This is a genomic window from Neorhizobium alkalisoli (assembly GCF_007829835.1).
In the GTDB taxonomy this organism is placed as follows: domain Bacteria; phylum Pseudomonadota; class Alphaproteobacteria; order Rhizobiales; family Rhizobiaceae; genus Neorhizobium.
This window is the reverse complement of record NZ_VIWP01000007.1, coordinates 134,705-149,167: the sequence shown is the minus strand read 5'-3', so window position 1 is coordinate 149,167 and position 14,463 is coordinate 134,705. Positions and strand designations below refer to the sequence as shown.

At 59.5% G+C, this 14,463-nt stretch carries 22 protein-coding genes; 10 read left to right on the top strand and 12 right to left on the bottom strand.

Going from position 1 to position 14,463, the window contains the following annotated elements:
• The first annotated feature begins 580 nt into the window (after window positions 1–580).
• Together FHW37_RS24245 and FHW37_RS24240 are read left to right on the top strand one after the other, a co-directional pair.
• Complete coding sequence (locus FHW37_RS24245; RefSeq protein WP_145641034.1) at window positions 581–961, top strand: Imm8 family immunity protein; 381 nt, start codon at window positions 581–583, stop codon at window positions 959–961.
• A gap of 116 nt (window positions 962–1,077) precedes the next feature.
• Entirely contained in the window at window positions 1,078–1,479 is a 402-nt protein-coding gene (locus FHW37_RS24240) for a hypothetical protein (RefSeq protein WP_145641032.1), read from the top strand.
• Between the two features lie 77 nt (window positions 1,480–1,556).
• On the opposite strand, the gene FHW37_RS24235 is transcribed toward FHW37_RS24240, so the two are convergent.
• A complete protein-coding gene (locus FHW37_RS24235; protein ID WP_145641031.1) occupies window positions 1,557–2,060 on the bottom strand; it encodes a DUF695 domain-containing protein in 504 nt (167 codons plus the stop codon).
• Window positions 2,061–2,298: 238 nt separating this feature from the next.
• On the opposite strand from FHW37_RS24235, the gene FHW37_RS24230 reads away from it, so the two are divergent.
• The gene (locus FHW37_RS24230) at window positions 2,299–2,655 is read left to right on the top strand and encodes an HNH endonuclease (RefSeq protein ID WP_145641029.1); all 357 of its coding nucleotides are present in this window, start codon (window positions 2,299–2,301) and stop codon (window positions 2,653–2,655) included.
• Between the two features lie 20 nt (window positions 2,656–2,675).
• Here FHW37_RS24230 and FHW37_RS24225 read toward each other — a convergent pair whose 3' ends face one another.
• The 3 genes from FHW37_RS24225 to FHW37_RS24215 are packed head-to-tail and all read right to left on the bottom strand — an operon-like array spanning window position 2,676 to window position 4,411.
• On the bottom strand, window positions 2,676–3,380 hold the full coding sequence (locus FHW37_RS24225) for a TIGR02281 family clan AA aspartic protease (protein WP_145641028.1): 705 nt from the start codon (window positions 3,378–3,380) through the stop codon (window positions 2,676–2,678).
• Window positions 3,377–3,610: a DUF1289 domain-containing protein gene (locus FHW37_RS24220; protein WP_145641026.1), complete on the bottom strand. Its 234-nt coding sequence runs from the start codon at window positions 3,608–3,610 to the stop codon at window positions 3,377–3,379. Before FHW37_RS24220 ends, FHW37_RS24225 begins: the two co-directional genes overlap by 4 nt.
• A gap of 18 nt (window positions 3,611–3,628) precedes the next feature.
• A complete protein-coding gene (locus FHW37_RS24215) occupies window positions 3,629–4,411 on the bottom strand; it encodes an adenosylcobinamide-GDP ribazoletransferase (RefSeq protein ID WP_246690897.1) in 783 nt (260 codons plus the stop codon).
• A gap of 140 nt (window positions 4,412–4,551) precedes the next feature.
• Here FHW37_RS24215 and cobT point away from each other — a divergent pair, with 140 nt between their 5' ends.
• Both cobT and FHW37_RS24205 read left to right on the top strand, forming a co-directional pair.
• Window positions 4,552–5,571 carry a nicotinate-nucleotide--dimethylbenzimidazole phosphoribosyltransferase gene (cobT, locus tag FHW37_RS24210; protein ID WP_145641023.1) on the top strand — a complete coding sequence of 340 codons (1,020 nt, stop codon included), beginning with the start codon at window positions 4,552–4,554 and terminating at the stop codon, window positions 5,569–5,571.
• A gap of 6 nt (window positions 5,572–5,577) precedes the next feature.
• A complete protein-coding gene (locus FHW37_RS24205; RefSeq protein ID WP_145641021.1) occupies window positions 5,578–5,967 on the top strand; it encodes a diacylglycerol kinase in 390 nt (129 codons plus the stop codon).
• Here FHW37_RS24205 and FHW37_RS24200 read toward each other — a convergent pair.
• From FHW37_RS24200 to FHW37_RS24175, 6 genes are all read right to left on the bottom strand, one after another.
• Entirely contained in the window at window positions 5,964–6,266 is a 303-nt protein-coding gene (locus tag FHW37_RS24200; RefSeq protein WP_145641019.1) for a type II toxin-antitoxin system RelE/ParE family toxin, read from the bottom strand. The two genes, FHW37_RS24205 and FHW37_RS24200, sit on opposite strands and share 4 nt — an antisense overlap.
• The gene (locus tag FHW37_RS24195; protein WP_145641018.1) at window positions 6,263–6,490 is read right to left on the bottom strand and encodes a hypothetical protein; all 228 of its coding nucleotides are present in this window, start codon (window positions 6,488–6,490) and stop codon (window positions 6,263–6,265) included. The genes FHW37_RS24200 and FHW37_RS24195 overlap by 4 nt, the downstream gene beginning before the upstream one ends.
• 93 nt (window positions 6,491–6,583) lie before the next feature.
• The gene (locus FHW37_RS34675; protein WP_186458374.1) at window positions 6,584–6,862 is read right to left on the bottom strand and encodes a type II toxin-antitoxin system RelE/ParE family toxin; all 279 of its coding nucleotides are present in this window, start codon (window positions 6,860–6,862) and stop codon (window positions 6,584–6,586) included.
• Window positions 6,859–7,092: a hypothetical protein gene (locus FHW37_RS24185; RefSeq protein WP_145641016.1), complete on the bottom strand. Its 234-nt coding sequence runs from the start codon at window positions 7,090–7,092 to the stop codon at window positions 6,859–6,861. Before FHW37_RS24185 ends, FHW37_RS34675 begins: the two co-directional genes overlap by 4 nt.
• A 56-nt stretch (window positions 7,093–7,148) precedes the next feature.
• Complete coding sequence (locus FHW37_RS34195) at window positions 7,149–8,669, bottom strand: MJ1477/TM1410 family putative glycoside hydrolase (protein ID WP_145641015.1); 1,521 nt, start codon at window positions 8,667–8,669, stop codon at window positions 7,149–7,151.
• A 32-nt stretch (window positions 8,670–8,701) separates the two neighbouring features.
• Window positions 8,702–10,237, bottom strand: a complete 1,536-nt coding sequence (locus tag FHW37_RS24175) for a sensor histidine kinase (protein ID WP_145641013.1) — start codon at window positions 10,235–10,237, stop codon at window positions 8,702–8,704.
• Between the two features lie 121 nt (window positions 10,238–10,358).
• On the opposite strand from FHW37_RS24175, the gene FHW37_RS24170 reads away from it, so the two are divergent.
• From FHW37_RS24170 to FHW37_RS24150, 5 genes are all read left to right on the top strand, one after another.
• Window positions 10,359–10,925, top strand: coding sequence for a thermonuclease family protein (locus FHW37_RS24170; protein ID WP_246690889.1), 567 nt, complete (start codon window positions 10,359–10,361; stop codon window positions 10,923–10,925).
• Window positions 10,925–11,572: a uracil-DNA glycosylase family protein gene (locus tag FHW37_RS24165; RefSeq protein ID WP_145641271.1), complete on the top strand. Its 648-nt coding sequence runs from the start codon at window positions 10,925–10,927 to the stop codon at window positions 11,570–11,572. The genes FHW37_RS24170 and FHW37_RS24165 overlap by 1 nt, the downstream gene beginning before the upstream one ends.
• 49 nt (window positions 11,573–11,621) lie before the next feature.
• Window positions 11,622–12,110, top strand: coding sequence for an Lrp/AsnC family transcriptional regulator (locus tag FHW37_RS24160; RefSeq protein WP_145641012.1), 489 nt, complete (start codon window positions 11,622–11,624; stop codon window positions 12,108–12,110).
• 70 nt (window positions 12,111–12,180) lie between these two features.
• Window positions 12,181–12,384 (top strand): hypothetical protein, encoded by a 204-nt coding sequence (locus FHW37_RS24155; protein WP_145641010.1) that lies wholly within the window; start codon window positions 12,181–12,183, stop codon window positions 12,382–12,384.
• On the top strand, window positions 12,381–13,004 hold the full coding sequence (locus tag FHW37_RS24150) for an AAA family ATPase (RefSeq protein ID WP_145641007.1): 624 nt from the start codon (window positions 12,381–12,383) through the stop codon (window positions 13,002–13,004). The genes FHW37_RS24155 and FHW37_RS24150 overlap by 4 nt, the downstream gene beginning before the upstream one ends.
• Before the next feature lie 31 nt (window positions 13,005–13,035).
• Here the strand turns inward: FHW37_RS24150 and FHW37_RS24145 are convergent, their stop codons facing one another.
• Together FHW37_RS24145 and FHW37_RS24140 are read right to left on the bottom strand one after the other, a co-directional pair.
• The gene (locus FHW37_RS24145) at window positions 13,036–13,908 is read right to left on the bottom strand and encodes an NAD(P)-dependent oxidoreductase (RefSeq protein ID WP_145641005.1); all 873 of its coding nucleotides are present in this window, start codon (window positions 13,906–13,908) and stop codon (window positions 13,036–13,038) included.
• Between the two features lie 238 nt (window positions 13,909–14,146).
• Complete coding sequence (locus FHW37_RS24140; protein WP_145641269.1) at window positions 14,147–14,461, bottom strand: helix-turn-helix transcriptional regulator; 315 nt, start codon at window positions 14,459–14,461, stop codon at window positions 14,147–14,149.
• Window positions 14,462–14,463: the final 2 nt, after the last annotated feature.

The window sequence follows — 14,463 nt, the reverse complement described above, 5'->3', positions numbered from 1 at the left end:
AGCGAGTGTGTCGGCGCAAAAGCGATATCCTATTTGGTGATAGCGCTATGGATGCCGTTCCTCATCGGGATTGTAGGCCGGGTTATCGTTGTAAACCGTGCGAAGCGTTAGCGCTGTATTGTTCGCTGAGGGCTGTTTACGGCCGTTCAGTTCCTCGCTTACGCTCACAATCTGACATGGAGATAATAACTTGGAAACGTGTAGCAAAAGCGGCCTGGCTATCATTCACGTTCGTTTACTCGATGAGCCAGTCGCCGTGTGGCGGCCTGTTCAGGCTCGAATACTGGAGGACGGATGCTTTCTCATCGTTCCTCAGCAGCTACCCGATTATGAGGTTTGGGAATTCAAGCCGGGTGCGAAGGTTACTGCGGTGCCTCATACAGACGAGAAAGGTGAGTACCTCAAAGCAACTGCTTGTACATAAGAACTCGGGCTGACAGCCCTGACGGCAGCTTTGCGCCAATAGCAGTCGTTGCGGGTTAAGGTGCGCCAAGCTAACAAGGCGTGGGCACATAACCTCAACCGTCCGCGCGCTGATAAATGGTGCAGCCGCGATTAATGCTGAAGACAGGGTAAGGCTATGTTGGAATTGAGGGCTGACATAATCGTGGCGATTTCTGCTGGCGAGACCTTCGATATTGAAATGGACGGGAGTGAAACTATTGCAAACGTGTCGTCAGATGATGCCGACATCTGGCTTCAACTCGCAATAGGGCCCAAGGGTGCCGACTGGACAGAAACTTTTTCAGTCAGGGTTGTGACCCCGAACAGAGTTCCTTTCAAAAGCGATGAGACGAGGATCATTCGTATCCATCGGTACTCGCACGATACGCTCTTAGACTATCTGCGTACCGCCGTCGCAGCTTGTGAGCGCGACACATGGGAGGGTTGCTTGGAGGCACTGCGCGTGAAGTTTCTTTGGGAGTGGGACACTCCAAATGCACGAAAGAGAAAGCGCTAACGGCTGACGCCCCCAATGACCGCAATGGGCTGTGGGTCGGTCTTCGGCTTTGCGCGAATTGCAGCCATACACTGACCCCATCTACGCATAGGCACGGACATTTAAAAGGTACTGAGATGGAGGATAACGACGCCGTCAAGCTCTTGGATATCTACATCGAGAATGCCGTTCGTATCTTCGGCGGAGGCTTTGGATGTGATCGTGCTGAGAATGAAATGTTCGCAACGGTGGATCTGCTGCGCGAGAAGGAGAGCCTCAGACCGGAATTCCTGCGGCGGGTTAGCGCTACGCTGACGAGAGCAGATGTTTGGGAGACAGGTAGTGGCGACGTACCGCTGGAGCTTGTCGAACTGGCCATCCACGAACTACGTTGGCCGGAGTTCCGTCAGTTGATCGAACTTCGCCGTTCGCTATTCCCTCTGGATACCAAGCATCTCTCCCTTGTCGGAGCCTTTGATCCGGATTGGATTGATCGCGAATATTATCAGCGTTATCGCACTCGCGACCAGGAAGCCTGACACGTTCGCTTTGAGCCTAGTGCCGTAATGACAGGATTGCTCCTCAAGCTGATAAGAGCGGCCCGATGGTATTTAGCTCAAAGGCCTTTGACGCTCGCTTTGAAATTTTCATAGAGAGACCAATCGCGATCATCGGTCGTTGTAATCGAGATCGGGTAGGTGCTGCGTTCTACCAGATGCTCTGCTTGAGTTTTCCAGGCGTCGGGGTCTTTCACATACCAATACCAATCCTTGTGGCCGTTGCCTGTTACCACAAGCATCTGTCGGCCTATTTTGTTGCGATCCAGAGGAGACAGAGCGTCTTCAAACTCGATCTGCGCCTCGTTCACTTCGCTGCTTGGCATACCTTGTGTTGTCGGCTCGTAACGCCACGATACGGTGATGAGATACGGTAATGCCCTCTTGCTGACTTCCTCCGGCACTGCCGCAATGCTGCGAAAAATCAGAGGCTTCCCATCTTCTTGGCCAGTAGCCGTAAAATAGAGGTCCTCAGCATCAGCAACCATGGAAACGGCCAGATAAGAAAACAATAATGGGACAATGAGGCGAAGAATTCTCATTCGAATATGGCCAGTGGTCATTGCAATGCGGCCAGCATAGCGAACCCTTCAATGACCGCAAAGGGCCTGTCGCCGCCATGCCGCGGAAACGTGATCGCTTATCCGGCATTGCAAATAATATCAGGCTACGCCTCGGGTCATGGTCGGTTTAGAACAGCATTGCTCCGCCTGACGAGAAGCGATATCTGCGGAATACAAGGGCCTGCATCGATCCAAGCACAATGGATGCGAGGCCGACAGCACCCAGAGTGATGGACCAATGGCCCGCAAGAACAGAGATGAACCGGATTCATGGGATGTGGCGGCGCCAGAGCCCGTGATTTGTCCGTTGTGCGAGCGTGTGATCCCGGACGATCAGCAGGACGAGCATCATCTTGTCCCCAAGAGCAAGGGCGGCAAGAAAACCGTTTGCCTGCACCGTATCTGCCACGACCAGATCCATGCGATTTTCACGGATGCCCAACTCGCCAAGAAGTTCTCGACGATCGAGGCCATTCTTGAAGACCCCGCGGTACAGACATTCGTTGCCTGGGTAAAAAGCAAACCTCCAGGCTTTTCGGATTCGGCAAAGGAGTCACGACAGTCGTCAGGGCGGGGCCGAGGGCGCAAACCGTAACAGGCAGGCGGCCGAACGCGTCAATCTCGCAGCCTGAGCTCATCCGTCTGCATCTGCAACGACCCCAGCGTCGACAGGAACGTCATGCCGAGCAGGCTTTCGTCGAGCCTGCCTTCCGTCGCCACCATGGCGCGGACATTGCGCCTGACGATCGGGCCGATCGACATTTCGGTGAGGCGTACGGGGGCGGCGGTGGCGCGGCCGTTGGCGGTCATGACGGTGACGGAATAGGTGAGCGAGGCAACGTCGAGGCCGATCGTGCGGGCGTCTTCGTAGGAGAGGACGACACTGCTCGCGCCTGTATCGACCAGCATGCGCAAGACCTTGCCTTCGACCGTCACATTGGTCTGAAAATGGTCACCGAGCGTCTTGTGGATGACGACTTCGCTTGCGCCATCGCTACCGGTGACGACGACGGCGGTGCCGGGCAGCAGGCCTGCCGTCATGCGGGCGCCAAAACGGCCAAAATCGTCGCGGTAGAGATAGGCGGCGACGAGGGCGAGGACGATGACGAGCCAGGTGGCGATCTGCCGTGCGACGGTGCCGAGATCGCCGCGGCGGCCCGAGAGAATGCCGGCGCCGAGCAGGCCGGCGATCGGCACCATATAAACGAGATGCCCAAAGCCCTCGTTGTCGAGGCCAAACGTGCGGCCGCTGTCATGGTTCATGACGAGCAGGACAAGGCCGATGCCGAGGAAGACGAGAACGACTGTCAGCGCCTTCATGCGTCGCCGGATCCGTTTGTGGCCTCTGCCGCCATCCGCCGGCGCCGCGTTTCGCGGCGGGGTTTTCGCTCGACGGTTTCGAGCCTTGCGGGCAGGATTTCCATCAGGCTGCGGCGCTCCGCATCGGAAAAATCCATCCAGCCGGCGATCTCGTCGCGCGTGCGACCGCATCCGAAACAATAGCCGGTCTTCATGTCGATCGAACAGACGAGGATGCAGGGCGAAATCATGATCGATATATCGGAATTTCAGGCGAAGAGGGCAAGGGCTGATAACAGGCCGATCTCGCAGAGTTGTTGGGTCGCGCCTATCGTATCGCCGGTATGGCCGCCGAGCTTCTTTTCCGTGAAACGGGTAAAGCCATAGGCAAGCGCCGCCGCGGCTATGAGCGAAATAAGGGGGGCGGCAAGCCCAATTGCGGGCACCAGCAGGATCAGTGCCGCAGCCGTACTGATAACAAGCGCGATCGTGCGGGCGCTCTCGTCCGGCATGCCGGCGCCGGCGGCAACACCATTGGCGCGGGCAGGGGGCAGCGCCCGCCAGTGGGCAACGAGCACGCCACGGCTGAAGGCGGCGCTTGCGAGAAGGGCGAGCGGTGCTGCGGTCGGGACGGTGCGGGCAAGGGCGGCAAGGGCTGCCGCCCGCAGGCCGAAGGAGAGGATCAGCGCCACGACGCCATAGGTGCCGATGCGGCTGTCCTTCATGATGGTGAGCGCGTGGTCGCCGTCTCGCCCACCGCCGAGACCGTCGGCGGCATCCGCCAGCCCGTCTTCGTGCAGGGCGCCGGTGACGAGTGCCATCAGCGCCAGCGCCAGCAGGGCGGCCAGCAGCGGGTCTGTCTCGCCGTTGAGGAGCAGCATCAGGAGAAGCGCCGGCAGAATACCGATCACCAGTCCTGCGACCGGAAAGGCGCGCACGGCGCGCGAAACCGTACCGTCATGGCCGCGGAAAAAACGGTCCGGCACCGGCAGCCGGCTGAGGAAGCCGACCGAGCGGGCAATGTCTGCGATGAAGTCCGTCGCGTTTGGCAGTTGTCCCTCCGTGCGGACCCGATTATGAGATGGCGCAAAGAAGCGCGATTTTTGGATGAAACACAAGGGGCGGCGATGTGTCTTCCTCTTTCGGCCAAGGTTCGCGCCGCCATGAGACGAAAAGACCGAAAGAGATCCCCATGAGCATGACGGGCCTGCCATTCGACGATTTCCGCACCCTGATCCAGAACCTTCCGGGGCCGGACGCCCGCGCGCTGGTGGATGCCCGCGAGCGTGACGCGCAGCTGACCAAGCCGCCGGGCGCGCTCGGAAGGCTCGAGGAAATCGCCTTCTGGCTCGCTGCCTGGACCGGCCGCGCGCCGGCCGTCACCCGGCCGCTGGTGGCGATCTTTGCCGGCAATCATGGTGTGACGAAACACGGAATCACGCCTTTCCCGTCATCCGTCACCCAGCAGATGGTGGAGAACTTTGCGGCCGGTGGTGCTGCGATCAACCAGATCTGTGTCACCCACGATCTCGGCCTGAAAATCTTCGATCTGGCCCTGGATTACCCGACCGGTGACATCGCGACCGAGGCGGCCCTTTCCGAGCGCGACTGCGCCGCGACCATGGCCTTCGGCATGGAAGCGATTGCCGGCGGCACGGATCTTCTCTGCATCGGCGAAATGGGCATTGGCAACACGACGATTGCCGCCGCCATCAACCTGGCGCTTTACGGCGGCGAGGCGGAAGACTGGGTCGGTCCCGGCACCGGTTCGCATGGCGAGCTGATGGCCCGCAAGGTGGCGGTGGTCAAGCAGGCCGTCGAATTCCACAAGGACCACCTGAGCGACCCGCTGGAAATCCTGCGCCGCCTCGGCGGCCGCGAGATCGCAGCGATCGCCGGCGCGATCCTCGCTGCCCGCATGGAAAAGATCCCGGTCCTGCTCGATGGTTATGTCGTGACCGCCGCAGCCTCGATCCTTAAGGCCGCCAATCCGGCTGCGATCGACCACTGCCTGATCGGCCATGTCTCCGGCGAGCCGGGCCATCTGCGCGCCATCGAAAAGCTCGGCAAGACGCCGCTTCTGGCGCTCGGCATGCGACTTGGCGAAGGCACGGGTGCAGCCCTTGCCGCCGGCATCGTCAAGTCGGCGGCCGCCTGCCATTCCGGCATGGCGACCTTCGCCCAGGCCGGCGTCTCCAACAAGACGAACTGAGGCGCGATGGAAAAGCCGGTCGGAAGCAAAAAGGGACAGGCCGCGACCCTCGGCAGGATCGTGGCTTCATTCCTCTATTCCATGCAGGGCCTGTCACGGCTCTGGCAGGAAGCGGCGTTCCGGCAGGAGGTCTATGCCTTCTTCCTCGGACTGATCCTCTTCGCCGCCGTCGGCGCCGGCTTTTTCGACTATTTCATCTACCTGATCCTGATGTTCCTGCTGTTTTCCGTCGAGGCTCTGAATACGGCGATCGAGGAACTGGTCGATCGCATCTCACCGGAAATTTCCACGGTTGGCCGGCACGCAAAGGATCTGGGGTCGTTTGCGGTGTTTTGTCTTCTGTGTGCGAACGGGTTGTTTGCGCTTTACGTGGTGGTGAAGGCGCTGTTTTTCTAAAGGTCACCCGAACTGTCGGGCATGGAATCCGGATCGCGCGCGGCATGCCGAATGCCGACAATGACGATCTCATCTGGCGCGGCCAGATAGAAAATCAGATAGGGGTAAGGCGTTACCGCGATACGCCGCATGCCGGCCGCGTCCGTCATCGTTCCGGAAAGCGGATAATCTGCCAAGTTTTTCAGAATACGCTGGATCCGGGCATTGACGTTGACGGCGCCCTGGCGCGAATGGCTCTCGGTATATTCCAGCAATTCGCGAAATTCCGAAAGCGCTTCCGGCGTGAAGCGAAGCTTCATGGCGCGTATTTCGAGAACACCGACTGCACGTCATCATCACTTGCAAATTCCCGACGTTCCGCCTGAGCGAGTGAAGTCGCAAACGATGCAGCTTCTTCCGCAGTGAGGTGATGGACGGGCTCGTTGAGGTTGAGGAGCTTCAGCATAATCTCAGCCATCTCGTCCTGCTTTTCAGCAGGCAGGGCGCTTATCGCTTCGATGGCACGGTCGAGAAGTTTCGTCATGCGTGAATTATGCGCCGTAAATCCTGTAAACGAAAGATCCGAAGAACACTCTCAGTGTTTGGGCGAAGGATTTAGCGATCACTGGAGCATCCGTTATCGCGCCGTTCGACGCTTGGCGTGAACAAATCGCAATACCAAAGCGTCATCTCCGACGATCCGGTAGAATATCACGTACGGATAAGATGAGAGCCTCAGGCGGTGGATCGATTTTTTCGTCGTCGGACGACCGGAACGCGGTTGATCGTTTAGCAGCTCAAGGGCTTCGGTAATCCGTTGCGAGAGGCTATCTGCGCCAGAGGGCGAACGGTCCCGCACATAGGACAAGGCTTCTTCGATCTGTTTGGAAAATAGCGCTGTGAAGCGAACGCTCACAGGCGATATTTTGCAAGAACGGCGCGGACTTCCTCGTCAGTCGCCAGCTCGCCTCTTTCCACCTCTGCCAGGGCTTCGTCCAGATCGGCCTCTTCCTCCGGCGTCAGTTCGTAGACGTCTTCCTCGGTCTCCTCACCCATCAGCCGCAAAAGAATGCCGCCGAGCTCGTCCTGCATCTCTGCAGGGAGTTCGCGGGCAGCTTCGAAGGCACGGGCGAGGATCTTACTCATGACCGTATTATGCGCCCGAAATCCCGCAAACGGAAGGGGCGGGCAAACTAGCCAGGTCAGCCGATAATATCGAAATCGCTTGCCTTGAGAGCCAAACCCTTGGCGAAATCGGCGAATTCTACCGGGGCGATCTTGCCGTTGCCGTCCGCATCATAAAACAGCTTGCCGGTCTTCTTGTCGTAGAGGATGCGGTCATCAGCATCATGGGCCTTTGCGCCGGTGTAAAAGGCGTCCGCGGTCAGCGCGCCAATCTTTCCAGCCTTGGTAAAGATGTCGTCGTCCAGCCAGATCTTGTCCTCGCCCGGCCTGAAGTCGGTGATGCGGTCGATATTGGCCGGCCCGAGTTTGGTGTTGAACACGAAGACATCCGCACCCGCGCCGCCCGAGAGGACGTCTTTGCCGGCCCCGCCGTAAAGCCGGTCATTGCCGGACTGGCCAAAAAGCCTGTCGTTGCCGGAACCGCCCAGCAATATGTCATTGCCGGTTCCGCCATAAAGCTTGTCATTGCCGCCGCGTCCATCGACCCGGTCGTCACCGCCAAGCGCCTTGATCGTATCGGCAAGCTGCGAGCTGCGCAGGGTGTCGGAGCCGTTCGTCGGCTGGATATAGGCCGGATCGCCGTCATAAGTGCCGATCAGCCGGTCGAGGTCGCGTTTCGGCGCGGCAAACGGGATGAAACCGTCCTTCAGCGCCAATTTATAAAATTCGTCGAGCCGGTCGCTGCCGCTGATGTAATCGACGGCGAAAACGGGCTTGCCGTTGGCAAGAAAATCCTTTTTCAGGACGTCGATCGTCTCACGGCTGGGATTGAGCGGATTGTTCTCGTCGGCATCGCCCAAATAATAGACATCCTCGACCGCAATGCCGCCAATCGCGTCGAGATAGGCCTTTTTCCGCACCGTGTCCGAACCGAGATCCTCCAGGATGAAGGCGCCGTTCTGCGGGATGACGAAAAAGTCGGGATTGGTTTCGCGGGCATGTTTCGTCAGCGCGACGATGAAATCCACCATGCGCTGCGCCGCCTGCTTAGTATTGGCCGGATCGCCTGCATGCTTGTCCTTGGCCGAGGCTTCCGCGCCCCAGAAATAATAGGCATCGACGATATCGAGATAGGCGGCATCGAACCCGGCCTTGACGATGGCATCGAGATTGCCGGTCTTCTGATCGTTGAAGATCAGTTTTTGCCAGTCGGTATCCCAGTAACGGACTTTTCGGGATTCCGGCCAGTCGGGATTAAGCGGACCCAGCCAGTCCGGTGCCTTGGCGGTGAGCGCGTCGGAAGCCTCGCCACCGCGCGTCCAGGTCTTGTTCCAGTAATCGCGGAAATCGGAAGCCTCGCCGATCGAGATATAGGAGGCGACGACCGAGCGGCCGCCCATGCCATCCTTCATGCGGGTGATCTCGCCTTCGGAAAAGCGACCCTTGTCGGTGCCGTCGCGAGAGGAGTCTATGACGAGAAGGTCGTGGGTCGCGGAGGCGAGCTGGCCGGCATCGAGCGGCTTGCCGCCCAATCCCTGAAGCTCGTAACCCCAGTTATCGACGCTGACGGTGCCGGTGGAGGTCGTGAACTTGACCATGCGGTCTCCAGAATGGCTGAGTGAACCGGCTTTTACGCAAAGCTCTTGCGGCGGCGCTCGATGGACGGCGCATCGGCGACGGCCGGCACGCTCTGCAGCACGCGGGTCGAGGGCAGGATGGCGATCGCCTCCGTGCCTTCGCGCAGTTTCGAGCGCAGGATGAACTGGCCGTCATGCTTGGCAAGGATCGCCTGGACGATCGGCAGGCCAAGCCCGGTTCCCTGTTCGGCGCTCTTGATCGCAATCGAGCCCTGGCCGAAGGCGGAGAGCACGACCGGGATTTCCTCCTCGGGAATGCCGGGGCCATTGTCCTTGATCGCCACATACTGGCCACCGCCAGCCGTCCAGCCCACCTTGACGAGGATCTCGCCGCCCTGAGGCGTGAATTTCACGGCATTCGACAGGAGGTTCAGGATCACCTGCCGCATCGATTTTTCATCGGCCCAGATCGGCGGCAGATGCCGTTCGAACTGGTCGCGGATGGTGATGTTCTTGGCCCGTGCCCGGAGCTGCACCATGCCGATGCAATCCTCGGCGACTTCCAGCAGCGAAAGCGCATCCTCGGTCAGATCATAGCGCCCGGCCTCAATACGTGACAGGTCGAGGATCTCGTTGATCAGGTTGAGAAGATGCTGGCCGGAGCGGTGGATGTCGCCGGCATATTCCTTGTAGGTCGGGTTTGCGAGCGGGCCCAGAACCTCGGAGCTCATCACTTCGGAAAAGCCGAGAATCGCGTTGAGCGGCGTGCGCAGCTCATGGCTCATCGAGGCAAGGAAACGCGACTTTGCGAGGTTCGCCTCTTCCGCCCGCCGACGCGCCTCGTCCGACATGGAATTGGCGACTTCCAGTTCGGCGATCAGATCGTCCTTTTCCGACTGGTAGGAGATCAGCGTCAGGTTGGAATGGTAGAGCCGGTCGGCGATATAATGGAAGAAGACGACGGCCATGGCGCACATGGCGGTCAGGCCGATATCCAGAACCTGGCCGGAGGTCAGCGCCAGCGACAAGAGCGCCAGTACCATCGGCATGAAGCCGTAGAGCATGCTCTGCCGCAGCATGAAATTGCTCATCGCCGTATAGGAGACGGCAAACAGCAGGACGGCACCCTTGTAGAAATAAAAGCTGTCGCCGCCGCAGGTATTGCAGCCCTGCAGCGCGAACGAGGCCCAGCCGCAGCCGACGAGGACCTGGCCGACAATGAATCGGCGCCGCCATTTGGCAATGTCGCCGGCACCGATCTCGACGCGGCTGGCCCGGCGGGCCACCAGAACGTTGACCGAATGCAGGCACAGCATCAGCAGCGCCCAGGCAAACAGATGCGCATCCGGATTGATATAGACGCCGATCGCGGTGACGAGCGTGACGACGAGAGGCGTTACCGCTGCCGCCTGAAGCACGGCGGTGACATGCATGGCCAGCATGTCGCGGTCAAAAACCTGGGAACCATTTGCGTTGGATTGCAGGCGTTCGCGGGTCGCGCGTACTGCTTTCGACACCGCCTTGTTGCGATGGCTGCGTGATCGATCAACGATATTTTTGTCGGTCGAGGTACTGACGCCGCTACTCATGGCCTGTGCACTAAAAACCCGGATGCTTGAGAGATTATGTTCCAAATCTTAAGAAGATACTGCCGGGAAAGGTTTTGTTTTCCATTTTCCCGAACTTTCCGTTTTCTATTGAGGCCTGATTGTGACGCGTTTCGTGAAGATTGGCCGGGATGCCTTGTTCCTCGGCGCATTCCTGGTTCTGGGGTCGCTGATCATCGCCAAGGTAGACCTCACCAATGAAACTGTCATCCCGGGTCCGTTTTTCGCGATCGACGGGGATACGCTGGCGGCTGGCATCGAGCGGCTGCGGCTTCTCGGCATCGATGCGCCAGAAAGCGACCAGACCTGTGGCGATGGCAAGGGCGGAGAATGGGCCTGCGGCGACGCCGCCCGCAAGGCGCTTTCGGATCTTTCGTCGGACACGCTGGCCGAATGTCGCGGCGAAGCGAGGGATCAGTACAAGCGCATTCTCGTCCATTGCCGCCGGGCAGGCGTCGATATCAATGCCGAACTGGTCAGGCGCGGCCTGGCGGTCGCCTCGGGTGGCTACAAGGCTGAGGAGACGGCGGCGCGGGGCGAAGGCCGGGGCATCTGGGCCGGACCTTTCGACATGCCGCGCACCTGGCGCAAAAGCCATCACGCAATCGAGGATGAGCCTCGCAACGAGGCAGGTTTCCTCGATCGCCTGAAGGGATTTTTCGCGTGGTGATGGCGAGTGAACGGGAGATCAGCGTGCTGGCGCGGGATATTGCCGCCTGTCGTATCTGTCGCGATCAGCCTGCGAAAGGCGAGGGTGATCGCCTGCCGCACGAGCCGCGCCCGGTCGCGGTCCTGTCCGCCACGGCGCGCATCCTGATTGCCGGTCAGGCGCCGGGCCTGCGGGTCCATGAAAGCGGACTGCCTTTCGACGATGCATCGGGAAACCGTCTTCGCGACTGGATGGGTGTGTCGCGCGAGGAGTTTTACGATGCGGACCGTTTTGCCATCGTGCCGATGGGTTTCTGTTTTCCCGGTTACGATGCCAAGGGCGGCGACCTGCCGCCGCGCCGCGAATGTGCGCCCTTCTGGCGCGCAAAAGTGCTGGCGACGATGCCGCAGATCGACACGATCCTTGCAATCGGCCAATATGCGCAAGCCTGGCATCTCGGCGCGCGCCGCAAGGCGAGCATGACCGAGACGGCGATGAACTGGCGCGACTACTTTTTCGTCAACCACGGTCCGCGTATTCTGCCGCTGCCACACCCGAGCTGGCGCAACACGGCCTGGCTGAAGAAAAATCCCTGGTTCGAAAAAGATGTGCTGCCGGTGCTCAGACAGCATGTGGATAGCTTGATCCGCGAAACAAAATTCGCTTAACTGCCAGAAAATCGGGTGTATAACGAAAAATCATTTCGAAAGGACGATTATGGACCGCCTCGACCGCAAGATTCTGCGCATTCTTCAAGAAGACTCCACGCTCGCCGTCGCAGATCTCGCCAAGAAGGTGGGTCTCTCCACGACGCCTTGCTGGCGCCGCATCCAGAAAATGGAAGAGGACGGTGTCATCCGCCGCCGCGTGGCGCTGCTCGATCCGGCCAAGGTCAACACCAAGGTCACGGTTTTCGTCTCGATCCGCACCGCCAGCCACTCGATCGAATGGCTGAAGCGTTTTTCCGAAGTCGTGGTCGATTTTCCGGAAGTGATCGAGTTCTATCGCATGAGCGGTGACGTCGATTATCTGCTGAAGGTCGTGGTGCCGGATATCGCCGCCTATGACGCCTTCTACAAGCGGCTGATCGCCAAGATCGAGATCCGCGACGTCTCCTCGGTCTTCGCCATGGAGCAGATCAAGTACACGACCGAACTGCCGCTCGATTACATGATGCTGGACAACCAGAAGTCGGGCGAGGATTGAGGCTTTTGCAATTGCGGTGGCGCGCGCTATCCGGATGCATTATTATGCGTTTTTAGAAGGGGGCGCGCCCATGGATATGCTTCTTGAAGTGCATCGAAACCTCGAAAAGCTTGCAACAATGGGTGAGCGAGAGCGCGAAGATGCGCGCTCCGACAATGTTTCATCCTTTTATGTCGATCCTGCTTTCGGGGATTATATCGTCGAGGAAAAGCCCGATGGAGTTAAGGTTCTGACGCCTTTCACTCCCTTGCCGCACGCCGACGCTGCGGAATGAATGGATCCCGACCGTCTTGTGCGATCCTGGCCGGTCCGAACGGTGCTGGAAAATCGACGATCTATAAAAACCTGGCGCTTCCGGGCGTTTTTGTGAATGCCGACGAGGTTGCAAGGGGATTGGACGCCTCCAATCCGGAAGCGAATTCTCTCAAGGCTGGGCGCCTGGTTCTGGAAACGTTGAATAGGCTGATCGCAGCTCGACAAGATTTCGTCTATGAAACGACCTTGAGCAGTCATCAGTCAGTGAACCTGCTGCGGCAGGTCGGCGAGTCCGGCTATAAGACACTGATGATCTTCGTTGCCCTCGTTTCGCCGGACCTGCATGTCCAGCGCGTAGCGCAGAGGGTTTCAAGAGGTGGTCATCATATTCCTGAGCCGGTTATCCGCAGGCGTTATGACGTCGCCTTCCAGAATTTGACCGCCTGTGTACCGTTGAGCGAAACGACGATGATATTCGACAACAGCGCTGCCGGTGCCCGGCTGCTGCTGCAAGTAAGCGGAAACACGATCACGCATCAGCATGTCGATCCGCAAAAGTCCTTCGACCGCCGCATCGCCGCCTGTGTCGCGGCCGGCCTCGACATTCCCGTCGAAGCCGTGCTTCCACCCGCGGGCTGATCGCAAAACCAGCCCACCCGCAAAAAAACTCCTACTTCCGCTCCAGTCGGGCCAGCAGCGAGGACGTGTCCCAGCGATTGCCGCCCATGGCCTGGACGTCGCCGTAAAACTGGTCGACGAGGGCGGTGAGGGGCAGTTTTGCGCCATTGCGGCGGGCCTCGGTCAGCACGATATCGAGATCCTTGCGCATCCAGTCGACGGCAAAGCCGAAATCGTATTTGCCCTCATTCATCGCCTTATGGCGGTTTTCCATCTGCCAGGAACCGGCGGCACCCTTGGAGATGACCTCGATCACCTTTTCGATGTCGAGCCCGGCCTGTTTGCCGAAATGGATCGATTCGGCGAGGCCCTGGACGACGCCGGCAATGCAGATCTGGTTCATCATCTTGGTCAGCTGGCCGGCGCCGACCGGACCCATCAGGCCGACCATGCGGGCATAAGCTTCGATCACCGGCTTCGCCTTCTCGAATACGGCTTCGTCACCACCGCACATCACGGTCAGCACACCGTTCTCCGCGCCGGCCTGGCCGCCGGAAACGGGGGCATCGATGAAGCCGACACCTTTTTCGGTCGCAGCCGCGGCGAGTTCGCGGGCGACTTCGGCGCTTGCCGTGGTGTTGTCGATCAGGATCGCACCCTTTGCCATGCCAGCCAAAGCGCCGGCCTCGCCCAATGTCACCGAGCGGAGATCATCGTCATTGCCGACGCAGGTGAAGACGAAATCGGCGCCCTTGGCTGCTTCGGCCGGGGTGGCCGCGGCCGTTCCGCCGAATTTTTCCGCCCAGGCTGCAGCCTTGGACGCGGTGCGGTTATAGACCGAAAGCTCGTGGCCGCCCTTCTGTTTCAGGTGTCCCGCCATCGGGAACCCCATCACGCCCAGACCAATGAATGCCACCTTCGCCATGCCAACCTCCGGAATTTATGCCTCTGCGAGGATTAGAACAAAGCAGGCCCACCGCCTAGTCGCGGCGTGCAAAAAAACGTTCTTTTCGCGTCGCAGCAAATTCAATGTCTTCGGGAGACGTACATTCCGGAATAATCGCATCCTGGGAATGAAATATCGCGGTGGCGGCGATTCCCGAAATGAACGAATGCCGACCGGGTCGCTCGGGTAAGGGTTGGTTCCGGCAGGGCAGGCGGCGTCAGACGGCCGACTCGCCGCCGCATTTCGGGCACACGCCCATGCCGCAGCCTTCGACATCGATGAACACGACGCCGCCATCCTCGAAGGCACGGCGAATCTGTGCAGCGGTCGCCCGATGCACGTCATGACGACAGCCTTCGAAGTCGCGGATCGTGCTTCGGGAGACCTCTGATCGGTCGGCGAGATCGCTTTGTGTCCAGTCGAGAAGCCCTCTTGCCGCGCGGCATAAAGCCGGCGTCAAAATCATTTGCCTTGCGTCTTGACCCATGTCTAGAGGATGCCCATATTGGTCAACATACGCCATATATGGCATGT